Source organism: uncultured Roseovarius sp. (assembly GCF_947489715.1).
In the GTDB taxonomy this organism is placed as follows: Bacteria; Pseudomonadota; Alphaproteobacteria; order Rhodobacterales; family Rhodobacteraceae; genus Roseovarius.
Genome location: NZ_CANLER010000003.1, coordinates 328820 through 351561 on the forward strand (window position 1 = coordinate 328820; position 22742 = coordinate 351561).

The 22742-nt window shown below is 53.3% G+C and carries 28 protein-coding genes; 11 read left to right on the forward strand and 17 right to left on the reverse strand.

Annotation, left to right across the window (positions count from 1 at the left end):
- Positions 1 to 491: 491 nt before the first annotated feature.
- The 4 genes from fliP to fliF are packed head-to-tail and all read right to left on the reverse strand — an operon-like array spanning position 492 to position 3746.
- Positions 492 to 1232, reverse strand: coding sequence for a flagellar type III secretion system pore protein FliP (gene fliP, locus Q1B27_RS11115; protein WP_299847452.1), 741 nt, complete (start codon positions 1230 to 1232; stop codon positions 492 to 494).
- Positions 1229 to 1525 (reverse strand): FliM/FliN family flagellar motor switch protein, encoded by a 297-nt coding sequence (locus Q1B27_RS11120; RefSeq protein WP_299847454.1) that lies wholly within the window; start codon positions 1523 to 1525, stop codon positions 1229 to 1231. The genes fliP and Q1B27_RS11120 overlap by 4 nt, the downstream gene beginning before the upstream one ends.
- Positions 1525 to 2112 (reverse strand): flagellar biosynthesis protein, encoded by a 588-nt coding sequence (locus Q1B27_RS11125; RefSeq protein WP_299847456.1) that lies wholly within the window; start codon positions 2110 to 2112, stop codon positions 1525 to 1527. Before Q1B27_RS11125 ends, Q1B27_RS11120 begins: the two co-directional genes overlap by 1 nt.
- Entirely contained in the window at positions 2112 to 3746 is a 1635-nt protein-coding gene (gene fliF, locus Q1B27_RS11130) for a flagellar basal-body MS-ring/collar protein FliF (RefSeq protein WP_299847458.1), read from the reverse strand. Before fliF ends, Q1B27_RS11125 begins: the two co-directional genes overlap by 1 nt.
- 125 nt (positions 3747 to 3871) lie before the next feature.
- Between fliF and fliL the strand changes: the two genes are divergently transcribed.
- The 10 genes from fliL to Q1B27_RS11180 all read left to right on the forward strand — a co-directional run bounded on the left by fliL (position 3872) and on the right by Q1B27_RS11180 (position 13917).
- Positions 3872 to 4366, forward strand: a complete 495-nt coding sequence (gene fliL, locus Q1B27_RS11135; protein WP_299847460.1) for a flagellar basal body-associated FliL family protein — start codon at positions 3872 to 3874, stop codon at positions 4364 to 4366.
- Between the two features lie 9 nt (positions 4367 to 4375).
- On the forward strand, positions 4376 to 4768 hold the full coding sequence (locus Q1B27_RS11140) for a hypothetical protein (protein WP_299847462.1): 393 nt from the start codon (positions 4376 to 4378) through the stop codon (positions 4766 to 4768).
- A 71-nt stretch (positions 4769 to 4839) separates the two neighbouring features.
- Positions 4840 to 5382: a hypothetical protein gene (locus Q1B27_RS11145; RefSeq protein ID WP_299847684.1), complete on the forward strand. Its 543-nt coding sequence runs from the start codon at positions 4840 to 4842 to the stop codon at positions 5380 to 5382.
- A 71-nt stretch (positions 5383 to 5453) separates the two neighbouring features.
- Positions 5454 to 6323, forward strand: a complete 870-nt coding sequence (gene motA, locus Q1B27_RS11150; RefSeq protein WP_299847464.1) for a flagellar motor stator protein MotA — start codon at positions 5454 to 5456, stop codon at positions 6321 to 6323.
- Positions 6320 to 8617: a hypothetical protein gene (locus Q1B27_RS11155; protein WP_299847466.1), complete on the forward strand. Its 2298-nt coding sequence runs from the start codon at positions 6320 to 6322 to the stop codon at positions 8615 to 8617. The genes motA and Q1B27_RS11155 overlap by 4 nt, the downstream gene beginning before the upstream one ends.
- 116 nt (positions 8618 to 8733) lie before the next feature.
- A complete protein-coding gene (locus Q1B27_RS11160) occupies positions 8734 to 9549 on the forward strand; it encodes a transglycosylase SLT domain-containing protein (protein ID WP_299847468.1) in 816 nt (271 codons plus the stop codon).
- Between the two features lie 3 nt (positions 9550 to 9552).
- Complete coding sequence (gene flhA / locus Q1B27_RS11165) at positions 9553 to 11640, forward strand: flagellar biosynthesis protein FlhA (protein ID WP_299847470.1); 2088 nt, start codon at positions 9553 to 9555, stop codon at positions 11638 to 11640.
- Positions 11637 to 12410 carry a flagellar biosynthetic protein FliR gene (locus Q1B27_RS11170; protein WP_299847472.1) on the forward strand — a complete coding sequence of 258 codons (774 nt, stop codon included), beginning with the start codon at positions 11637 to 11639 and terminating at the stop codon, positions 12408 to 12410. The genes flhA and Q1B27_RS11170 overlap by 4 nt, the downstream gene beginning before the upstream one ends.
- Positions 12410 to 13495 carry a flagellar biosynthesis protein FlhB gene (locus tag Q1B27_RS11175; protein ID WP_299847474.1) on the forward strand — a complete coding sequence of 362 codons (1086 nt, stop codon included), beginning with the start codon at positions 12410 to 12412 and terminating at the stop codon, positions 13493 to 13495. The genes Q1B27_RS11170 and Q1B27_RS11175 overlap by 1 nt, the downstream gene beginning before the upstream one ends.
- Positions 13495 to 13917, forward strand: a complete 423-nt coding sequence (locus tag Q1B27_RS11180) for a hypothetical protein (protein ID WP_299847476.1) — start codon at positions 13495 to 13497, stop codon at positions 13915 to 13917. Before Q1B27_RS11175 ends, Q1B27_RS11180 begins: the two co-directional genes overlap by 1 nt.
- A gap of 38 nt (positions 13918 to 13955) precedes the next feature.
- Here Q1B27_RS11180 and Q1B27_RS11185 read toward each other — a convergent pair whose 3' ends face one another.
- From Q1B27_RS11185 to Q1B27_RS11225, 9 genes are read right to left on the reverse strand one after another with little or no spacing between them, the layout of a single operon-like run.
- Positions 13956 to 14465 (reverse strand): flagellar basal body-associated FliL family protein, encoded by a 510-nt coding sequence (locus tag Q1B27_RS11185; RefSeq protein WP_299847478.1) that lies wholly within the window; start codon positions 14463 to 14465, stop codon positions 13956 to 13958.
- Between the two features lie 9 nt (positions 14466 to 14474).
- Positions 14475 to 15209, reverse strand: a complete 735-nt coding sequence (flgH, locus tag Q1B27_RS11190) for a flagellar basal body L-ring protein FlgH (protein WP_299847480.1) — start codon at positions 15207 to 15209, stop codon at positions 14475 to 14477.
- A gap of 8 nt (positions 15210 to 15217) precedes the next feature.
- Entirely contained in the window at positions 15218 to 15637 is a 420-nt protein-coding gene (gene flgA, locus Q1B27_RS11195; RefSeq protein ID WP_299847482.1) for a flagellar basal body P-ring formation chaperone FlgA, read from the reverse strand.
- A complete protein-coding gene (gene flgG, locus Q1B27_RS11200; protein WP_299847484.1) occupies positions 15637 to 16422 on the reverse strand; it encodes a flagellar basal-body rod protein FlgG in 786 nt (261 codons plus the stop codon). Before flgG ends, flgA begins: the two co-directional genes overlap by 1 nt.
- A gap of 22 nt (positions 16423 to 16444) precedes the next feature.
- Complete coding sequence (locus tag Q1B27_RS11205) at positions 16445 to 17158, reverse strand: flagellar hook-basal body complex protein (protein WP_299847486.1); 714 nt, start codon at positions 17156 to 17158, stop codon at positions 16445 to 16447.
- A gap of 3 nt (positions 17159 to 17161) precedes the next feature.
- Positions 17162 to 17431 (reverse strand): flagellar biosynthetic protein FliQ, encoded by a 270-nt coding sequence (locus Q1B27_RS11210; protein ID WP_299847488.1) that lies wholly within the window; start codon positions 17429 to 17431, stop codon positions 17162 to 17164.
- Positions 17432 to 17435: 4 nt separating this feature from the next.
- Positions 17436 to 17726, reverse strand: a complete 291-nt coding sequence (gene fliE / locus Q1B27_RS11215; protein WP_299847490.1) for a flagellar hook-basal body complex protein FliE — start codon at positions 17724 to 17726, stop codon at positions 17436 to 17438.
- A 12-nt stretch (positions 17727 to 17738) separates the two neighbouring features.
- A complete protein-coding gene (gene flgC, locus Q1B27_RS11220; RefSeq protein WP_299847492.1) occupies positions 17739 to 18131 on the reverse strand; it encodes a flagellar basal body rod protein FlgC in 393 nt (130 codons plus the stop codon).
- A 12-nt stretch (positions 18132 to 18143) separates the two neighbouring features.
- Entirely contained in the window at positions 18144 to 18533 is a 390-nt protein-coding gene (locus Q1B27_RS11225) for a FlgB family protein (RefSeq protein WP_299847494.1), read from the reverse strand.
- Between the two features lie 85 nt (positions 18534 to 18618).
- Between Q1B27_RS11225 and Q1B27_RS11230 the strand changes: the two genes are divergently transcribed.
- Positions 18619 to 20055: a FliI/YscN family ATPase gene (locus Q1B27_RS11230; RefSeq protein WP_299847495.1), complete on the forward strand. Its 1437-nt coding sequence runs from the start codon at positions 18619 to 18621 to the stop codon at positions 20053 to 20055.
- A gap of 128 nt (positions 20056 to 20183) precedes the next feature.
- On the opposite strand, the gene Q1B27_RS11235 is transcribed toward Q1B27_RS11230, so the two are convergent.
- From Q1B27_RS11235 to Q1B27_RS11250, 4 genes are all read right to left on the reverse strand, one after another.
- Positions 20184 to 20996 carry a DUF1217 domain-containing protein gene (locus Q1B27_RS11235; RefSeq protein WP_299847497.1) on the reverse strand — a complete coding sequence of 271 codons (813 nt, stop codon included), beginning with the start codon at positions 20994 to 20996 and terminating at the stop codon, positions 20184 to 20186.
- Complete coding sequence (flbT, locus tag Q1B27_RS11240) at positions 20993 to 21397, reverse strand: flagellar biosynthesis repressor FlbT (protein ID WP_299847499.1); 405 nt, start codon at positions 21395 to 21397, stop codon at positions 20993 to 20995. The genes Q1B27_RS11235 and flbT overlap by 4 nt, the downstream gene beginning before the upstream one ends.
- Complete coding sequence (flaF, locus tag Q1B27_RS11245; RefSeq protein WP_299847501.1) at positions 21397 to 21771, reverse strand: flagellar biosynthesis regulator FlaF; 375 nt, start codon at positions 21769 to 21771, stop codon at positions 21397 to 21399. The genes flbT and flaF overlap by 1 nt, the downstream gene beginning before the upstream one ends.
- 77 nt (positions 21772 to 21848) lie before the next feature.
- Positions 21849 to 22709, reverse strand: coding sequence for a flagellin (locus tag Q1B27_RS11250; RefSeq protein ID WP_299847503.1), 861 nt, complete (start codon positions 22707 to 22709; stop codon positions 21849 to 21851).
- Between the last annotated feature and the right edge of the window lie 33 nt (positions 22710 to 22742).

Below are 22742 nucleotides of genomic sequence, written 5' to 3' on the forward strand. Positions count from 1 at the left end.
ATTTTCGGCTATGGCTTTCGTTGTTTTTCGGCATAGCTATGCCTTTGGGGCCAAGTTCTAATTTAAACTCTCTCGGTCTAACCGATCTCAATGCCGTTCAAGGCAATCTTGAAATCGCTTTCTTTCGAATTCTCAACCTTAGCTGTTGACGGGGTCTCTGGTTGGAAGTTCGGCACTTTCGCCGGACGCTGCCCCAGACAATGTTTGCTCACGTGAAGAATCCATCAACCCAAGGGACACTAGCCAACACGATTTTATGAAGAGTGCTATTTTGTAATGAATTAAGTATTTCAGTGAATGATGCCTGACCTTCATTTGGTTGCACGGGAACAGCATGGGAACGCTGAGCCGCACTATTAAGCAAACCCTATTCGCTTTTCTAATCATAACTAGGTTGGGTACCATTTTAATGAAGCAGGCGTCAGTTGACGATAAATTCAGCCGAGTTCGCGCCACAGATATCGTAAATTTACCTGGTCGTTTAGTAGCAATCAAAAATATCCGCGAACCAAACTATCCGCGATCAGCGTCCAACCATCCGCAATTACAAAAAAGGCAAGCTTGAAGGGAAGTGAAACAATAGCCGGCGGAACCATCATCATACCCATCGACATCAGGACGGCGGCGACGACGAGATCAATGATTAGGAATGGAAGAAATACCAAAAACCCGATCTGAAACGCCCGTGAAATTTCTGAAAGTAAAAAGCTGGGAACCAAAACAGAAAGTGGCCCATCCGGTCCAGACTGAATAGTTGCTGCATCCGGCCTAAGCGCTGCCAGTGCTGAAAACGTCTCGGCGTCCATGCGGTTTGCCATAAAAATTCGGAATGGCACAAGGGCGCGTTCCACAGCTGTTTCGACCGGTATGGTTTCATTTAAAAGAGGTGCGATCCCGTCTTTCCAAGCGTCGATAAAGACCGGTTCCATTACAAAATAGGTGAGAAAAATTGCTAGGCTTACGATCAGCATATTTGGTGGCGATTGCTGCAATCCAATTCCCTGACGCAAGATCGACAGAACGGTCACAATAAATGGAAAACACGTGATCATGATCGCCAGTCCTGGTGCCAAGCTCAGGACCGTGATCAATGCAATTAGCTGAAGGGTTCGTGCTGATAGCGACCCGTCGTCTCCTAATGAGATCGAAACCTGCTGGGCCACCGCCGATTCTGAAAACAGAAAAACAGCGGTCACACAAAATGCGATAAACCGGAAAGTACGGGCTGTCATCCCAACCCATCTTGTAGATCGGCAACTTCAGTTAATCGCACAGCCAACTGACCCTGCTGCTCACCCTCAAGTTCCTCTAACTCACCACGTGCAATCAATCGCTCACCAACATAGAGCTCAACTGCATCATCCACTCGCTTGTCGAGTGGCAAAACGGCATCTTTACCCAATTTCAAAAGGTCACGAATTAACGGGCGGGCTTTACCCACAGAAATCGTGATCTCAATTGGTACCGCAGAAAACGGATTGTTCAGATCTCCGGTAGATTTTGGTTGCGAGGCGGCATCTTCCATCATGCAGTGTCCTTTTGATTTTCTTCAAAAAATCCAGTTACCGAACGATCTATTTCCGCCAGCACCTCTGACAGGTCGATTTCGCGTTCGGTTTCACCAATCCGGATAAAAACCTGACCGTCTGACAGTGAGGCCTCCTCTTTGACCGTGATGGCCAAGGGTAGATCCGAGGTGATCATCTGTTCAACTGCCGCGACATTTGCCGTCGCAGAGACGATTTCAACCGGTTGTTTCGCGTGCTTAGAGGCCAGTTCGCCGATCATCTCAGTCAGCCTTGCGCCGAGTGTTTGATGAGCCGCTCGTGGCAAAACAGTTTCAACCATCTGCTGCAGCAAAGGCGTCAGCGATTTCAAGATCGCGGAATACGCCTCCTGGTAAGTAAAAGAAAGTTCGTGCAGATTTTGCGCAAGGTCCGTGGACACTCTTTTCACATCGTCCGACTGCGCTTTAACTGAGTCATCCCAGCCCGCTTGATATCCTTTTTCAAAGGCCTCCAAACGTTGCTCTTCCAATGAGACATCTGTCATTGACACTGGCTCGGCGGTCGCGAATGCACCATAGTCCTCAAGTAAATGAGAGATAGTCATCAGGCATTCTCCTCCTCGCCTTCCAGCCAGTTGCGCAATATTTCAACTGTTTCTTCCTGACGCTCACCGATCAGACCGCGCAAGCGCTCCACGGGATCTTCATGGCCAGAAGCCGCTAGTGCTGGCAAAAACTGATCGTCGGCCATGTTATCGACTGACGGGTCAGAGATGACCGGCATATTCGCACCATCGAAATTGTCATCTGCAATTTCTCCCGAAATTGCTGCTACATCACCGACCGAGTCGGCTGCGGCTGCTTCAGTACCCGGCGCGGCGAGCTGCGGCGCTTCGGATGATTGAGGTTTGGACAAAAGCGGACGCACGACAAACAAACCCAAGACGATTGCAACAATTCCGAGCACTGCTGCCTGAATCAAAGACATAAGATCCAAGCCCAGACTGGCCAGCATTGATGGTTCAGCCAGTGTTCCCGCTGGTGAAATTGCCTCAAACTCCATTGTCTTGAGGGTAATCACATCCCCACGACTTTCATCATAACCGACGGCAGAAGATACTAGCTCCCGCAATGCGCCCAATTCTTCGTCTGACCGGGGTTGAAACATCTCAGCACCGGCTTCATCAACACTTGTTGATCCATTTACCAAGACGGCGACGGTTAGGCGTTTAATCGCGCCGGGAACATGCGTGATTTCACGCTCCGTCTCAGAAATCTCGTAGTTGACTCGTTCGCGGCTTTCGCTGGTTTGGCTGGATGACGAATCCCCACCAGCGGCATCACCATCGGGCAAGTTAGACGCCACAGTGACATCGCCACCACCCTGATCCGACGCGGAATTTGAACGCTCTTCTGTATCGACACTGATCGCAACACGGCTTTCGGGGTCGATCTGACGCTGCCGAATTGATTCGGTCTTCGTGACCGTATCTACACTGACTTCTACAACTGCATTACCTGGTCCGACCCGCGCCTCAAGTAGTCTTTGTACACGCTGACGCAGAGCATCAGCACGATCTTCCGACGTATTTTCGGGCGCTTCTTCTGCTGCACCGATCAACCCACCTGATGCATCAATGACAGATACATCCTCAGGCGTGAGCCCCGACACGGCCGCCGCAACAAGAAACTTCAACGCCCGTGCATGTTTCGGCGTGATACCGCCACCAGTCGTTGTTATCGAGATAGACGCAGATGGGCGCGTATCACGCTGAAATGGATTGGCCCCTGTGCTTGCAATGTGGACGCGCGCAACACTAATCGCAGGATGTGAAATGATGGTGCGCGCCAATTCGCCCTCTTTTGCACGCCAATAAGCGGCATCGAACATCTGTGATGTCGTCCCAAATCCCGACAGGCCGTCCAACAATTCATAGCCTTTGCTGGAATTGGTCGGCAGCCCTTCGCTTGCCAGGGTCATGCGCAACTCATCGCGTCGGGCAGCTTCTACAAAAATGGACCCTCCACGGACATCGTATACGACACCGCGTTGTTCAAGCGCGCTCACAACTTCTCCAGCCGCGCCATTTTCCAAACCGGAATATAGGAGCGTCAAGCTGGGTTCCGATGCCATGCGGGTCAACGATAAGACCGACCCAAACATCACGAGTGTTGCGACAACAACAATTACGCGCCGCCGGATGTCCATAGCTGACCAGATATTCACGATCTGCTGCAATTTCTTCGCCTCCTGATCCACGACATTCTGCCGTTCGGTGTCGTCATCTTTCGCTGATCAGGCTTAACAATCGGTTAGTTCCTGCCGGTCTATATTACCCAAGACGTAACTTGCAGGGACGCATTATGGCCGAAGTGGAAGAAAACGGGGACGAACCCCCGAAGAAGAAATCGAAGTTGCCTCTTGTTCTAGGATTGGTTTTGGCAATCGCAGGCGGTGGCGGCGGTTTTTACGCAGTCCAATCCGGGATGTTGTTCGGCAGTGATTCGCAGGACGAGGCTACCAAACACGACGTGCCGGAAATGGCCGTGGATATGCCCGATGTGGCATTTGTTCCGATTGATCCACTGGTTGTATCGCTTGGTAAGGGTAGCGATAGCGGGCACCTAAGATTTCGTGCCCAACTTGAAGTTGGCCCCATTTACAAAGAGGAAGTGGAGAAACTGATGCCAAGGGTCGTTGACGTGCTCAATAGCTATCTCCGTGCACTGAAGCCAGGCGATCTGGAAAGTAGTTCGGTCCTCGTACGATTGCGTGCCCAAATGTTGCGCCGGATCCAAATCGTGACCGGCAGCGGGCGAGTCAATGACTTGCTGATTATGGAATTTGTACTGAACTGAGGTCCCAGAATGGAAATGATTGCAGATATTCTTCTTGTTGCTGGCGCACTTGGCGCAGGTTTCTACTGCTATATCCTCGCGCGGCGGCTGAGCCGTTTCAATGATCTGGAAAACGGCGTGGGCGGAGCGGTGGCAGTACTGTCAGCGCAGGTTGATGATCTGACTAAAACACTGATCGCCGCGCAGAGTACCGCAAGTGCATCTACTGATTCGCTGGGCGAATTAACTGACCGCGCCGAAGGTGTCGCCAAGCGCTTGGAATTACTCGTGGCTTCCATGCATGATTTGCCAGAGAGTCAGGCCGTAACACCCAAATCGGCGGAGGCAAAACCGGTTGAAACAATAGCTGAACCCGAAGCGCCCGACGGCCCGGTGTTCAAGCGCCACATTGATGCAGCCTAGGAGCCAGTGACATGACGACACGCAGCACCCGCAAAAAACGCCGGCGCAAGGCCCCGGGTCGTGGCACATTGATGACCATTTCTGCACTGCTCATCGGGTCCGCCGTCATTCGCATTGGCGGCGATGCCAATCAGGCATTTGCAAAAGTACCCAACGCTACTGAGGTCGAAAAACCAACACATACAAATGCTGAGTGCAAAACTCCTGATGACTTTCAACCGATGCTGGATGCTTTTCGTCAGCGCGAAGCGCGGCTTAGCAGTCAGGAACTAGCGCTTGAAGACAGAATGCAGGCCTTAAAGGTGGCGAACCGCGAAATCGAACGAAAACTTGCCGAATTGACCAAGGCAGAAGAAGCTCTGCGAGAAACAATTGCCCTGGCAGATACTGCGGCAGAAAGTGATTTGGATCGCCTCACGCGGGTGTACGAGAACATGAAACCAAAACAAGCGGCGGCATTGTTCGAAGAGATGGACCCGAATTTTGCAGCTGGGTTCATCGGGCGAATGCGCCCAGAAGCCGCAGCTGCTGTTATGGCCGGGCTCAGCCCCGAAGCGGCACATGCGTTCAGCGTCGTTCTTGCAGGCAGAAATACCAACGTACCCACCGAATAAACTTTGAAAACTCAATGTTTCTTAACCCAGCGATGGCAGATTGAAACGAACAATTTCGGCTGGAGAAGACGATGATCGGTATTATCGGTATCCTGGTTATTTTCGCCATGGTATTTGGCGGCTATATCGCGGCAGGTGGCAAACTTGGGATTATTCTCAAGGCGCTGCCTTTTGAATTGATGATGATCGGCGGAGCCGCGGTTGGCGCTTTCCTGATCAGCAACGACATGGCTGCTGTAAAGCATACATGCAAGGATATCGGTAAGGTTTTCAAAGGCCCAAAGTGGAAACACGACGACTATCGTGATTTGCTTTGCCTACTGTTCGAACTCATTCGCTTGGCTCGGCAAAATCCCGTTGGGATTGAGGAGCATGTAGAAGAACCTGAAAACTCGTCGATTTTCTCAAAATATCCAAAAATTCTGGCGGATAGAGAAGCGATAGAACTTATTGGTGACACTTTGCGCTCAGCCTCAATGAACTATGACGACCCGCATCAAGTGGAAGAGATTCTCGAAAAACGTATGGACGCCACTATGCACCATGCTCTTCACTCGAGCCATGCCTTGCAAACCATGGCAGACGGATTGCCCGCCTTGGGCATCGTTGCTGCCGTCTTGGGTGTCATCAAAACAATGGCTTCGATTGATCAGCCACCGGAAGTTCTTGGTAAAATGATCGGCGGCGCGCTTGTGGGTACCTTTCTTGGCGTTTTTCTTTCATATGGTCTCGTTGGACCATTTGCAGGGAAGGTCAAAACCGTAGTCGAAGAAGATGGTCATTTCTACCAATTGATACGCGAAGTGCTTGTCGCGAACCTGCATAATCATGCGACTAATATCTGTATTGAGGTGGGTCGGCAAAACACACCAACTCATTGTCGCCCTACCTACAACGAACTTGAAGAAGCTCTGAAAAGCGTAAAACAGAGTGCTGCATGATGCGAATTCTGCTTGTGTCTCTGAGCTGTGTTTTCCTTGCATCCTCGGCCATTGCCCAGTCTATCCAGGTTCGATCAGGTCAACATGATGATTTCACACGGCTGATTGTTGATCTTCCAGAGCGCTTTGAAATCCAGATCGAGCAGGACACCGATACAGCAAAAATCACCTTCCCCGGTCAAAGCCTGAAGTTCGATACCTCAAGGATTTTTCGACGAATTGCTCGAGAGCGAATTCTTGATGTTACAACAAATTTAGATACGTCATCTTTCTCCATCAAATTTGGATGTCGCTGTGAAGTATCCTCTTTTTGGCATGACGCCTCGTTACTTGTTTTAGATGTGCGCGACAGCACCGATGACCCTTCATTCGAAAATGATGCAGAGAAACCAGTCGACGAAAGCACAGTAACTGCTGTGAGATCTCGCCTCACATTGCCAAAGAACGCGAATTCATTTGCTGCGTCGCTGGCAAATTCCCAATTTTCGATTGAATCGCCGAACAGTCCTCCGCAAATCGATCCTGTTGAAGAAGCAACGCCTGAACAAGTTGAGTTCAGTGAAGAGATCATCTCGGAAGCTCGCGAGCGTTTGGTCAAACAAATTGGTCGGGCTGCATCGCAAGGTTTGCTTGAACCCCGAACAGCCTTGAAACTGGAAACCAAGGCAGACGAATCAAATACAATTGTTTCGGATGTGCCAACAGAAGTTCAACCACGAAACAAGCCTAACGAACATGTGAACCTTAGAGCGCAAAGCAGTGTAGATCGCGACTTTTTAGCAGCACTTAATAGAGGCACGAACGCCAGCCTAGGTATGACCTGTATTAGTGATCACAAGGTCAATGTCGGTAACTGGGGTACAGATCTACCCTTCGCAAAGCAGGTTGGAAATTTGCGGATGGAGTTGATGGGTGAATTTGATCAGTTGAACCAAGATATCGCAATCCAGCTGGCAAAGCTTTATTTGCACTACGGTTTTGGTGTAGAAGCTATTTTGACCTTGGCGTTGGTTGAAGAAACCTCCGAGGATACAGTCATTTTACGATCGCTAGCCGCGATCATGGAAGATGGCTATGCCGCCGCGAATTCTATTCTGGCTAATCAACTAAGTTGCGAAAATTCCGCCGTTCTCTGGTCGATCCTTTCATATGAAACACTTCCGATCGATACGCCTGTCGAATTCGATAGTGCGCTGCGGACATTTGATGCGCTCCCTAGCCATCTACGCAGCCATCTCGGCCCCACGCTTTCACGTCGTTTTTTGGAGGCCGGCCATCAAGAGGCCGCAGACAAAGTATTGCGCATCTTGAATCGCAACCAGAGCGCCGTGAACTCTGATGCGCAATTGGTAGAGGCCGAGATCAACCTTTCGGATGGAGAACAGTCAAAAGCAAAAGCAATGATGCAAGAAGTTGTTGAAACGAATTCGGAGCCTTCGGCGGAGGCATTGATCAGCCTGATTGACACGATCATTCAAGCGGAACAAGGGGTTTCCTTTGATCTTGCCGTTCTTGCAGGCGCATATGCGCAGCAAGATCGAGGCGGTGCACTCGAAAAGGACTTGACCCGGGTTTATTTGACTGGGCTCTCCGCATCAGGTGCTTTCGAACAATCTTATGATGAATATTCGCGTCTATCGGCCAATTTGCCACCAAACATCCGCAAGGATGTGCGTTCAGAAATGCTGCACCAATTAGTACAACGCGCAAGCGACGTTACTTTTTTAAAATACGCTATGGTCAACCATTCAACAGATCATGCGCTCTATGCACCCAAAGTAGCAAACGACGCTGCAGAGAGGTTATTGTCTCTAGGTTTTGCGCCGCAGGCATTGCCGTTCCTTAAAGATAGAATAACCGGTGCATTAGGACGCGAGCGGCAATTATTGAGGTCACGCATTGCACTTGCGGAAAATCGCCCTCGTCAGGCGGAAGCAGAGTTGGAAAATTTGACTGATGATGCAGCTGACGTCTTGCGAGCCCAAGCGCGCAGTCAGGTTGGCGACCATAGTGCCGCAGCGACCTTCTTTTCATCAGGTGGCAAACCTGAGCAATCGTTGCGCCAATCCTGGTTTGCGGAAGATTGGGCGCGACTAATGGATACGCAGGCTGGTGCGACAGCAGACATAGCGGCGTTGGCAGCCCTGAGTGCTTCGGCATCGGGCACGAAAGAAGATGCCAAGCCAGAATCAAAAGACGAACGGGTGCTTGCGCAGAACCGAGAACTTATCCAACAGAGCTTGGCAGCGCGCGACACAATTAAGACCCTTTTGCAGGAAAAACCTTCTCCCTAGGCCGTAGATTACTAAAGCTCAAAAACACAGCCAAACGACAAGCCGAGTTACCAAATCTAAATAATCCGGAAATAGAATTTACCTATTGGTATCAGAATGTACCGACAGGAGAACAGATGACCGTGCGCGCCATATCAACCTTGGCTTCAAAAATGCAGGCTTTCAGAAAATCTAAATTCTGGCTGCCTTCATTTGACTCCATAAAAGTTTGCCGCCTCGTCGTGTGCTTTACAATATTAGGTTCGGTATTTGTGGCAAACGCCTCTTTTGCGCGTTCAGAAACGGGCAACATCTGCGATCAGGTTGCACGAAAAGCCTCGGCCGAATCTGGCGTGCCGTTTTCTGTCTTGTGGTCAATAACACGAACTGAAACAGGGCGTTCTCGGAACGGCAAGCTCAGGCCTTGGCCATGGACGGTCAATATGGAAGGAGCTGGACATTGGTTCGATACACAGGACGCGGCACGTGCTTTTGTATTCAAGCATTTCAAACGCGGCGCGCGAAGCTTTGATATCGGGTGTTTCCAGATTAACTACAAATGGCATGGTGCATCATTCCGATCAATTGAGCATATGTTCGACCCATTGGAAAATGCGCGTTATGCTGCGGCTTTTCTTCAACGTCTATATCGCGAATCCGGTGACTGGTCTGTAGCAGTTGGTGCATATCATTCACGCACACCTGAGTATGCAAAACGCTACGTTGCGCGCTTTGACCGGATAAGAAAACAACACAAACACGCTGCAGATATTGCCGCCAGTTCACCTTCGCAGCCCCGCGAATTTGCGACAGCGGCAAGAGAACCGCGTGAAAACAACTATCCTTTGTTGATGCATTCTGGGTCAGCCAAATCAAATGGTTCACTTGTCCCCCTTCCACAGGGCCAGGCAAAAGCCCTGTTTTCGATTTCTGGCATCTTGGAAGGCTCTTGAGCTATGAAAAATTTCACCATCAGCGATCTCTTTCAACCGACGGTTTTGCTGGCTCTTGCTTTGATGGCAATCATTGTGATGATGATCCTGCCCGTACCGGCATGGGTATTGGATGTCGGATTAGCCGCGTCATTTGCACTTGCAATTTTGATTTTCACCGTGACGCTGTTCATCGAACGCCCGTTGGATTTTTCGGCTTTCCCAACCATACTTCTCGCCTCGTTGATGCTTCGGCTCTCGCTAAATGTGTCCTCTACCAAACTCATCATCGGGCAAGGGCATACCGGAACGGACGCCGCGGGCGACGTGATCGAGGGCTTTGCGAGTTTTGTAATGGGTGGCAGCGTCTTTCTGGGCCTTGTCGTGTTTGGAGTTCTTCTGATTGTCAACTTCATGGTGATCACAAAGGGTGCCGCACGCATGGCAGAAGTTGGTGCACGTTTTGCGCTGGACGGAATGCCCGGCAAACAATTAGCAATCGACAGCGATATGTCGGCAGGCGCCATCAATCATCAGGAAGCCAAAGAACGTCGCGAGCGAGAACAACAAGAAACGACTTTCTTTGGATCCCTTGATGGTGCATCCAAATTTGTCAAAGGTGACGCGATTGCGGGCCTGCTCATAACGCTGTTGAACTTAATTATGGGGCTGATCATGGGATTGGTTGTCCATGATATGCCACTGGCAACTGCTTTCGAAACCTACACCATCCTGACGGTCGGCGACGGGCTCGTGACGCAAATTCCGGCTGTGGTAATTTCGATTGCGTCAGCGTTGCTTTTGGCGCGTGGTGGTGCCCAGGGCGCAACGGACAAAGCGTTGATGAGCCAGTTGACGCGCCATCCGACAGCGATGGCGACCGTGGCCGCGTTGATGGCGCTTTTCGCACTCGTACCTGGCCTGCCCTTCCTTCCCTTCATGCTTGGTGCGCTTGGCCTGGGCGTGACCGCATTTGTGATGTATCGGGCTCAAAAGCGAGACTTGCTGTCCGAAGGTGAATCTGATCAACCAACTGAAATTTCAGCAGACAAATCACTCGGCGATATCCTCGAACTTGATGATATTCACGTCGAATTTGCACCTGATCTCGTTAACATGATACTCGATCCCGGCGTCGGGTTGGATGCACGCATTTCTAACATGAGAACGCATGTCGCGACTTTCTATGGTTTGATCCTGCCAGAAATCCGTCTCACAGATGATCCCGGCCTGCCCTCTGGCACCTATATGATTCGCGTACAAGGCGTTGAGCAGGCGCGCGCCGTATTACGGGCCGATCAGATTTTGGCGCTGGATCCCGACAGTAACGAAGCCCTGCCATCCGGAGAAAACGTGACCGAACCGGTCTATGGTGCGCCCGCGCGTTGGATCGCGGATGACGCCCGCGATGATGCGGCGCTCAACGGTACCACGCTGGTTGCCCCAACCGAGGTTCTTGCAACTCATTTGTTGGAAGTGATCAAGAAAAATCTCAGCCGCCTTCTGACAATGAAGGCGATGCGTCGGCTGCTGGATGAAATGGTCAACCTGTCAAATCAAGCCCGAGCTGACGCAAATCGGAAGCTGCTGGATGAAATGATACCTGATCGTGTACCCTCAGACCTGCTCCATTCGGTGCTTCGCTTGCTGCTGGCCGAGCAGGTTTCAATTCGAAATCTTCCCCTCATCATCGAGGCCACGGCAGAGGCACGTCAATTGCACACTCAAACCGAAACGATTTGCGAACATGTCCGTCAGCGGCTGGGCTTCCAGCTTGTTGCGAATTTGCAGCGTCCGGACGGCAGTCTACCCCTGATCCAACTGGCCCCCGAATGGGAAGATACATTCACCACCTATCAGATCGACAATGACCGCGGACGTATGGACGTGGCGCTGCCACCTGAAATTTTCAACTCGCTTACCGCGTCAGTCACAGAACAGGTGACACGGGCAGGTGAACAAGGGATTTTTCCGGCAATTGTGACATCGACTCTCCGTCGCCGTTTCCTCAGAACAGTGCTGTCGGCGCGCGACATTTCAAACCCGGTTCTGTCGTTTGAAGAAATAGGCCTTGATACGAAACCGTCGCTCGTCGGGGTCGCCGCGGCATGAATGCTGCTGCAGAACTTCTGCAAATCTCACAACAGATTTTGTGGTTGAATTTCATTGTTTTCCTGCGTGTCGGGCCTGTGATGTCTTTGTTTCCTGGCTTTGGCGAACGTTCGGTTCCCGCACGTGTGAAACTGATTCTTGCCCTCATGTTTACGGTTGTCGTTTCGCCCGCGGCCGAACCATTTCTTTCTGACGCTGTGAAACAACCACCACCGCTGGCGTGGCTTATCTTAAGCGAGACGGCCGTCGGGGTGGTAATTGGCATCGGCATCAGATTATTCCTCATGGCCCTTCAAACCGCAGGCTCAATTGCGGCGCAGGCGACATCCCTCGCACAAATCCTGGGCAGCGCCGGTGTCACACCCTTGCCGGCGATTGGACATTTGCTGGTTGTTGGCGGGCTGGCGCTGGCGATGATGTTGGGGTTGCATGTTCGCGTCGCTGAAATGATGATTCTGACCTACAATCTGTTTCCGGTTGCCCAATTACCCGATGCCGCCGCGATCACACCCTGGGGTATCCGGCAGGTTGCTGCATCCTTCGCGCTGGCTTTTACGTTGGCCGCCCCGTTTGTCATCGTCTCTGTCCTTTACAATCTGACCCTCGGCATCATCAACAAAGCGATGCCCCAATTGATGGTCGTGTTCGTTGGCGCCCCGGTCATTACGGCCACCGGATTGGGGTTATTGCTTCTGTTGGCGCCAACCATGCTGACCATCTGGGTGCAAGCAATCGAGTCATTCGTTACCAACCCTTTCGGAGGTAACTGATGGCAGGCCAAGATGACGATACCGAAAAGACCCATGAACCGACGCCGCACAAACTAAACGAAGCACGTAAAAAGGGTGAGATTGCCCGATCTGCAGACCTGACCACCGCGGCCGCCTATGGTGGATTTCTGCTGGCGGCGCTGGCAATCGGCGGAACGTCGGTAAAACAGGTCAGCACTTCGTTGATGGTATTGATCGACCAGTCAGAGAAACTGGCAGATCTGTTTTTCAACGGCCAGGCAACGACCGCAGTCGGCGGATTGCTAGGAGCGATTGGTCTGGGTCTACTTGGTTGGTTTCTGATACCCGCCACGACATCCATTTTATCGGTGGTCGCGCAACGCGGTCTTGTATTTGCCCCCAGCAAGCTTTCATTCAAAGCGTCACGCATCAATCCAATACAAAATGCCAAAAATAAGTACGGACCGTCGGGTTTGTTTGAATTTGGCAAGAGCTTCGCAAAATTGCTGTTCTATTCGATACTGCTGGGTGTCTTCCTCTCCTATCGTATCTCAGACATGGCAGGGGCCCTTCACGGCGATCCAAAAATAGTCGGGTCGTTGATGGCGCGTGTGATTATCGAGTTCATGTTTGTTGTGCTGCTTATCGCGTTGGGTGTTGGCGCCATAGATTTCATGTGGCAACGCCACGATCATCTTCGAAAAAACCGCATGTCGCATAAGGAAATTCGGGATGAGCACAAACAACAGGAAGGTGATCCATATATGAAGCAGGAGCGCCGCCAGCGCGGAGCTCAGATCGCCTCGGAACAAATGATGGCGGACGTACCTACAGCCGATGTCGTTATCGTCAACCCGACACATTATGCCGTGGCCTTGAAATGGAGCCGGGCACCCGGTGCCGCGCCTGTCTGTGTCGCCAAGGGTGTCGATCACGTTGCCCATTCGATACGGGAATTGGCAATTGAAAGTGGTGTGCCTATCCACAGCGATCCGCCCACAGCGCGGGCAGTTCATGCGGGTACTCAGATCGGCGAGGAGATCGACCCGGATCAATATCGCGCGGTTGCCGCGGCGATCCGCTTCGCCGAAGCGATGCGCCGCAAGGCAAGGAGTTTCGGCTGATGAATGACCCGCTCAAGGATCTTTCAAATTTGACCGATGCGCTCTATCAGGCCGAGCTTGGAAAAATGCGGGCTGTAAACGCACGCGAAGCCAGCCTGAGGCATGACCTGGCAGAGCTCGAAAACCTTCGGCGCAACAACATGACCCTGCCACAAACCGAGCTGCATACTGTGCGTCAAATCGGAGCAGACGTTTTGTGGGAAGGGTGGGTGAGCCGCACACGCGCCGACCTGAACACCCAATTGGCCCAGGTACTGGCGCAAAAGGCGCGCATGACCGCCGAACTGCGCCGCGCTTTTGGAAAACAGATTGCCGCAGGGGAATTGCTGAAGGAGGCTACTGATACCAAAAAACAGAACCGTGAAAAACGGAAACGCCAGGTTCAAGATGACCTGCAACTGATCAGTTCGCAGAAACCATAACGCGCAGAGCTGCGCTTAAATGCCTGACCGAGAAGTGATCAGACGTCCTGTCGGGCGATATCGGTGATCAAAATACCACTGACAGTATCACCCGCAATTTTTTGCGCGACTTCAGTCAACGCTGTTTTCAGTACTTCAAGGTTTTTTGCATTGGTAAATTCACCTCGAAATCCACCGATATTCGCGTGATCGAAAAGAACCTGCAAAAATGCATCACGCAGCTTGGGCTCGCGCGAAAAAATCATCTCACTCTGCCCGGCTGAGACTTCGATGCTCAACGACATGACAACCAGGGCCTCGATCAATTGATCGGACACAACCGGTACCAGGAATTGGTTGTTCAGTTTGACATATTCCCGGAGGTCTTCTTCGTTATCTTCTGCTTTGCTGTCATGCGTGTCATCTGCATGTGCCATGTCATGACCCACGTCGCCACAGGGATTTTCCATGGCCATTTCCGAAGGTGCCGGTTTGAGGGCTAAACCAGCCCCCACACCGCCGCCAACACCAATTACAGCCAGCAGAACCGGCAAAAGCTTCCCAATCATCACACCCTCCTAGAACGGTAACACCGCATCAAGTACCTGTTGACCGATGCGCGGTTGCTGCACGTCGGTGATCTGTCCGCGTCCGCCATAGGAAATTCGGGCGGCGGCGATTTTGTCATAGGTGATTTCATTCTGACGCGAGATATCCTCCGGCCGGACATAGCCGCTGACCAGAAGCTCCCGAAGCTCGAAGTTGACCCGAACCTCCTGCGTGCCTTGAATGGAAAGCACACCGTTCGGCAGAACTTCCATCACGGTTGCGGCAACCCGCAAGGTCAGCTCTTCTTTACGGCTGACGGACCCATCGCCACCCGAACTCCCCTTGGAATCAACCGAAACCGCATCATCGGTAGAAGCCCCTTCGGGCAATCTTTTATTGATGCGCTGTGGAATGCCAAACAGGTGCGGAACACTCAACGATTCCGATGCTTTACGTGATCTTTCGGTCGAGTTTGAAATCTCGGCCTCCTCATCAATTTCAATCACGACAGTCATGATATCACCGCGTTGGATCGCCCGACGATCCCCAAGCAAAGATTGACGGCCACCGCTCCAAAGGGACGCCCGGTCAATCTGGCGTTGCGGTTCAAGCGTCAGCGGCAGACCGGGGTTGAGCATGGCAACATGTTCGTTCGATTCGCGGGTCGGCGTGAAGGTTGGTGGCTTGCCAATGTGGTCAAAGCGACTGCATCCAGCGACACCAAGCAAAACACAGAGACAAAGGCTGACTTTTTTCTCGAACATGACACTTCCTATTGTGAAACAAAAATCCGTCCGTCAGGCATGACCCGACCGGAAACAGTTGCGCGCGATGACAGGTTCATCACGCGGACAAAATCGCCAGCACCGGCCCGCGACAAGGAACGACCTTCGGTCGAAATCTTCAGACCGTTCTGCTGAAAGACCAGCGGCACAATCTGATTACGCTTGACCAGCGCAGGCGGCCCAATATCTGCCAGCGCAATTGGCCGACCGGCGTATAGAGTGACCCGCGCTTCGGAGCCGATCAATTGATCCGGGCTGCTGGCGGTGCCGACAAGTTCCCCTGCTTTGACCAATACATCTTCTGCGGTGATGATCCCACCTGGCCGGATTGTCCGTGCGGCCAGCATTATATCTGCCGTTGCCTGATTGGCCACGAGAAGGCAGGCAATGATCAAAGGAAGTTTCATCAACGCACCTGTGTGGTTGCGCCCAGCATCTGATCGGATGCTGAGATGACCTTGGCGTTCAGCTCATATCCACGCTGCGCTTCGATCAGTTCAGTGATTTCACGCACCGGATCCACGGAGCTGTCCTCAAGATATCCCTGTCGCACAGTACCCAATCCATCCTCACCAGGGGTTGCGACATTGGCTGGACCCGAGGCTTCGGTCTCGGTGAAAAGGTTGCTGCCAATGGCTTCCAAACCCTTTGGATTGGTGAAGCTGGCCAGACTGATTTCGCCGATGGACTGGGCTTCGGTTGCGTCGGTGAAATAGGCGAAAACCTCTCCCGAGGGATTGATCGAAATGCTACGGGCGTCTTCGGGGATGACGATCTCGGGCGTCAGTGGGAAACCATCTGAGGTCACGATCTGCCCCTCAGCCGATCGTTTCAGCGCCCCGTCGCGGGTATAGGCCGACAGCCCCGAGGGCAAAGATACTTCCAGATATCCTTTCCCGTCGATCGCGACATCCAGATCGCCATTGGTGACCGACAGCGATCCCTGTTGCAGGTTGACCGAAACCGCGGCCGGGCGAACGCCCAAACCCAATTGTACGCCCGTTGGCAATACGGTGCCATCGGCGGCATTTACGGTGCCTGCTCGCGCAAGCTGCTGGTAATGCAAATCCGAGAATTCTGCCCGCCGGGCATTGTAGCCTGTGGTCGACATATTGGCGAGGTTGTTCGAGATGGTTTCGACCCGCATCTGCTGGGCGGCCATTCCGGTAGCGGCAATTTTCAGGGCGCGCATAGGCACCTCCTTGGGTTACTGGTTAACGGGTGAATGTATCCAGGGCAGACAGGATGCGTTTGTTTTCTGCATCCAGAAAGCTCTGGCCCATTTCATAAGCACGTTGCACTTCAATCATACGGGCGATCTGACCCACCGGATCCACGTTGGCTCCTTCAAGAAAACCCTGCAAAACCCTGCCATCTTCTATTGGCTCAACCTCACCCTCGGTACGAAACATCACGCCATCTTCGCGGATCAGGTCAATTGGATCGACGGGTTGAACCAATCCGATCTGTGAGATTGGCCTGCCATCAGCACTGACCGTACCATCCGGAGAGATGCCCAGGCCTGTTGCATCAGGTGGGATGAAAACCGGCGCACCGCCCGCATCCAGAACACGAAACCCGTCATTGGTAACCAGATCGCCTTCGGCGGAAAGCGCAAAATTACCAGCACGCGTCAACCGCTCACCGCTTGGGGTTTCGATCATGAAAAACCCACCACCTTCGATGGCCAGATCCAGATCCCCACCGGTTTGCGTCAACGCGCCTTGCAACATCGAAGTGTTGCGCACATCGGCCGACGCCATCGACAGTGACGGACCATCACCCGTGCTGCGGACGAATTCGGAAAAGATCAGGCCTTCCTGCCGGAAGCCGGTTGTTGCGCTGTTGGCGATGTTGTTGGCAACCACCTGCATCTCGCGCAGCAGGCCGGTTTGCCGGGTCAGGGTTGTGTAACCTGTGTTTTCCATCTCTCAACCTCCGATGATCAGGGGGATCAGCCTGTCGTGAAAAAAAGCGACCAGTGTCTGGGTCATGAATCCCATCGACAGCCAGAACACCACGACGATCGCGGCCAGCTTTGGCACGAATGTCAGCGTCAGTTCCTGGATCGACGTGAGGGCTTGGAACAAGCCCACCGTGACCCCGGCCAGCAAGGCAACGCTCAGGATCGGGAATGAGATGATCACAGCCACCCACAGCCCCTGTCTCAGGGTGTCAAAGAAAACCACTTCGTTGAGCATGAGATCAGACCGGCATCCGCAGTATTTCCTGGTAGGCCTCGACCACCTTGTCGCGCACCGTCACCGCCGTTTCGACGGCCAGTTCTGTCTGGGCCAGCGCTTGTACCAGCGCATGAGGATCCGCCTCACCTGTCATCGCGGCTTTGGCAATGTTTTCACTTTCCTGAAGGGTGGTGGCGAAATCTTTGGCGAGACCCTTGAAGGCCTCACCCGCCCCGCCCAGACCGGCGTTTGGCTCGGTCACGGGGCGGGAGGCTGCATATTTCTGAACAGCATTTAGGGCTTTGATATCCATTCTGGATCTCCTTTATCGACGTAACAAATCCATCAGGCTGGATGACATTTTCCGTGCCTGGTCGAACATTTTGAGGTTCGCCTCATAGCTGCGCTGCGCTTCGCGCGCGTCAGCGATCTCGATGACAAGGTTCACATTCGACCCATCATAATGACCCGTCTCATCGGCCATCGGATGGCTGGGATCATAAACCTTGGGCAGTTCACTTCGGTCCAGATGGACCCGGCTGGTTTCGACCCGGCCGATGTCATCACCAATCCCGAATTCGAGTTCAAACGAAACGCTCTTGCGCCGGTAGCCAGGCGTATCGGTGTTGGCAATGTTTTCTGACACATGACGAAGACGTTGCGCCTGGGCTTTCAGACCACTGGCCGAAACAGAAAGAGATTTCATGAAATCACTCATAACCGCGCCCTCCTATCGGCGACCGAGTGCTGATCGCAGCACCGTGAGGGAAGACTTATAAATGGCCAGCGCCCGATCGTGATCGCGCTTGACATCAACGGCCTTCATCATCTCGGTTTCAAGCGAAACGGAATTGCCGTTGGGATCAGTCTCGACATCGCGCATTTTCGCGATGCCCATATCAAAAGGTAGCGTGGCGGCATGAAGGTGCCCCGAGCGAGTGGCGCGGGGAACAAACCCCGAATCACCGCCTTCGATAATCTCTTTGAACGGTTTCACATCGCGGGCGATGTAATCCGGTGTGTCCGCATTGGCCATGTTCTGGGCCACGACTGACTGGCGTGCGCCCGCATGGGTGGCCAGGGCATTCGCAATGCGAAAGATTTCAAGTTTTTCAAACATCGGGGCTTCTCCCTCGATTGGCTTCAACCAAGGCTTAACCCTGATTCCTTTAGAAATTGTTTTCAGAAGATGATTGGAGAGTTCGATGATCAAATCCGGGCTGGCCTGCCTGCAGGCTGAAATCGCGACATTACAGGCGGAACGCGTTATTGGGCGGGTTCGCGCCGTTCATGGCAACACGCTTCGGATCAGCGGATTCGGTGGAGAGGCGCGGCTAGGTGATCGAATCAGAGTGACGCGCCGTGAAGGTGGCTGGCTGTCGGGCGAGGTGCTTCAGATGGATGAAGACAGCGTCCTGATGCTTCCTGATGACGCACCAACCGGAATTTCTTTAGGAGATCGGGCGTCCCTGCTCGAAGCCAGCAATATCGCCCCTACCGATGGCTGGGTTGGCCGCATAATTGATCCTTTCGGGCAGCCCTTGGATGGGCGACCTCTGTTGCGTGGCCCTGAATCGCGACCGTTGCGTGCCGATCCGCCGGCTGCCGCAAAACGCCGGTCGCTGGGCAATCGCCTGGATACAGGGATGACGGCCTTTAATACCCTGCTCCCCATAGTACGCGGACAGCGCCTTGGCCTTTTTGCCGGCTCCGGCGTCGGCAAGTCGAACCTGCTGGCGCATCTGGGCCGAAACATGGAGGCTGACATCGTCGTCTTTGCCCTGATCGGTGAACGCGGCCGCGAGCTTCGCGATTTCGTAGAGAATGTGCTAGGTCCCGAAGGGATGCGCCGCTCGATCGTTGTCGCCGCGACCTCGGATCAATCGCCTTTGGTGCGCCGACGCTGCGCCTGGACCGCGATGAGTGTGGCCGAACATTTCCGCGATCAGGGAAACCACGTTTTGTTCCTGGCCGATTCGATCACCCGATTTGCCGAAGCGCACCGCGAGGTCGCCACCGCCGCCGGCGAAATGCCTGCCTTGCGCGGATTTCCTGCCTCGACGGCCCACATGATCATGTCGCTTTGCGAACGTGCCGGACCGGGTGAAGAAAATAGCGGCGACATCACCGCCCTGCTCAGCGTTCTCGTTGCGGGGTCGGACATGGACGAACCCGTGGCAGACATTCTGCGCGGTGTTTTGGACGGGCACGTCGTGCTTGACCGGCAGATCGCCGAGCGTGGGCGATACCCGGCCATCGACCTGCTACGTTCGGTTTCCCGCAGCCTTCCGAAGGCAGCCAGCGACGATGAGAACCAGTTGATCCTGCGCGCGCGCCGCCTGTTGGGGGCTTACGCCCGTTCGGAAACAATGGTCAAAGCTGGCCTATATGCTGAAGGGACCGATGCCGAACTGGACCAGGCGCTCCGCGTTTGGGGAGACCTGGACAGCTTCTTGGCCGAAAAAGAAGCCGTATCGGTACAAAACAGCTTTGACCGCCTGTCGATCATCCTACGCCGCGCCGGACAAGCCAGGCCTGTGGCTGGAGCCGCCAAACAACAATCCACACCGCATAAAACCCAGAAAACGGCCGCAAGAGCAGAGCTTCCCTCGTTGGGGCAAAAGCGCCCGCTTTCGCGGTGACGTACTTTTAGCGTGTCGGGTCTCAGAGGTAGATGTGCGCATCTTTGCGACACGACAAACGGCTGCGAAAAGAAGCGTGGCTCTTCGCACAGCGGTGTTAGGACGTTAGAAGCATGTCTGAACTGGCGTCAGGCGTCCCTGAAGTAATTCGGCGCCGATTGAAGCAAGGTCAGAGCAATCGAATTACTTGATTGGAACTGGAACGAAGCGATTTGATCACGCAGCAGGTAGCGCCGGATGAACTCTTCATTCGTGTCTTCTGATGCCAGATCAGCAAGAGACTCGATCCCCAATTGCCTGCTCGCCTGAGTCTTGAATGTCTCCAACTGACGGTCAATATCAATCTGACCAAAACTGCTTGGCAAACCCAATGCCACTTCAAAGACTTTCCGAAGCGGCGGATTACCCATGATCGCGAACCATTTGGCATTATCCGATTCGTCACCGGTTACGATGTCGGCAAGCTCTCGTTGCGCGTTCATCGCCAGGCGCAAACTCTCATCCTGTTCGCCCACGGCCACTTCGAATTCAAGCTCACGAAACTTATCTGTAATCTCGCGGCCAAACCCGGCCAGTTGCGTTCGTGGCAAGGCCAGCTCGCCAAATCCGAAAGCATCGGTAAACTTCTTATACCGTTCATCCGCAAGCCGATTTGCCAGCGCATCATCGGAAACGGTCCCCTCCTCCAGAATACGTTTGACGAGCGCCTGGCTGTTAAGATCTTCTCCCAATCCGAATGCGCCAAGCGCCACCCGTAAAAGCCGCCGATCATCGACCAGTTGCTCTGCGGATTGAATCTTGCCTATGTTCTGCTCAAAATAGTCCGTATCGCGCACGATCTGCGGCGATTTGTTGAACACTTCGGTCTGGCGTTCCATGGTCTTGTTCAGCAACACCCAGCCCGGCAGACCGCCCACGGGAACCAACGGTTGAAAATTCATGACGGCCAATGCGCCAGCAGCCGGTCTTCGCGCGGCAGCAATGCCCGCAACGCTTTCAGGCATTGATAGTGCTGGTCCTTCAAAAGGGCATCGGTGGCCTGGGTCAGATGCGACCGGCTGTCCGCATCAGTCAGAACCTGGCTCAGTTCCTCGATATGGCGCAATAACTGCAACCGCGACTCTTCCGGCTCGGCATCGCCGGACAGGATAAGCTGCGCTGCATAGCAGACACGCCGGACCGGCGTCGTGGCCTCTTCTGGATGGATTGCATCGCGCAGCCGCAGGATATTCGCATTCGGCGTCATGATCGACAAACGCGACCGGCGATCGCCATTTTCAATCACCGCCCCATTGATCAGGACACGCTCCTTGGGGCTCAGTTTCAGGACAAGACCTGTCATTATTTCACCCTCTCGTTCCGCAAACCGCGCATGATTGCGGTGTTAATCTCAATAAGAATGTCAGCCGTGGCCTGACCCATCAGGACCTTGCTACTGTGCTGGCGTGTAAAATCGGAAAGATATGCGATGCGGGCGCGTAACGCCTTCGGCAAGGTATTGGCGCTGTCAGCTACATCCGTCACCAGAATAGCCCAAAGCTTTCTGTTATCGTGCAGGGCATCCACCAAATCCCGAAACCCCTCTTTGCCTCGGCCTGAATAGGTCTTTAACCGATGCGTGATCTGGGCAAATGCGTTATATTCCGTGTCTCGATCGGTTCGAATAAGCTGTGCGTCATTACGGTACGCGTTCTGCGCCTTGGTAATCGCGTTCATTTCATGTCCTTCCGGGAAATCTTTCACTTGTTACGGCGTTCAGGGGCGCCAAAAAAGCGCCCCTGAAATCAAGCTTGTTAACGGAACAGCGACAAGATTGCCTGCGGTGCCTGGTTGGCGATCGACAGCGACTGCGTTGCCAGCTGCTGCTGTACCTGCAGGGCTTGCAATCGGGCCGAGGCCTCTTCCATGTCGGCATCAACCAATGCGCCGATACCGGTTTTCATGGCGTCAGTCAGTTTACCGACAAACTCATTCTGGTCACCGATACGCTTGGCCGAGGCACCAAGGTTGGCAGCGCCTTCAATGGCAATCTGCAAATAGCCTTCGATCTCGGTCAAAGCGGTCTGGGCAGTTGCCGCGTCAGCGATATTCGTACGGCCCGGAACGTCCAGGTTGGCTTCGAAATCTACCGATGCCACGTCAATCGTCGAGATGGTCGGTGCGTTACCGTTTGCAGACGTGTTTGCACCCGCACGGTCAAGCGACGACAGCACAGTCAGCTGAGAGCCACCGTTACCATCCACATCGGTCAGCAGCAGGTTCACACCATTGAACTGTGCTGCGGCCTGGATAGAAGCGATCTGCTCTTCTTTCTGAAGCATGTCGGCTTCGATCTTGGCATGGTCCGCGGTTTCGCTGACACCAGCAACCGCAAGCGCTTTCATTTCCTCCAGAACGCTCACGATCTGTTCTGCGGCAGTCGAAGCCACCGAAACAGTCGATTCTCCGACGGCAAGTGAGTCGGAAATCGCGTTGAAGCTGGACACATCCGATTCCATGACCTTGGAAATCGCCCAGATCGCCGAGTTATCCTTGGCGGTCGCAACCGATTTACCAGTCGAAATCATGTCCTGGGTTTTGGCCAGGCTCGAGTTGATCGATTTCAGGGTTTGCAGCGCTACCATTGCGCTGTTGTTTGTCAGAATGCTGGACATAGCATTTTCCTTTAGCTTTTTGGCGCTTTTGCG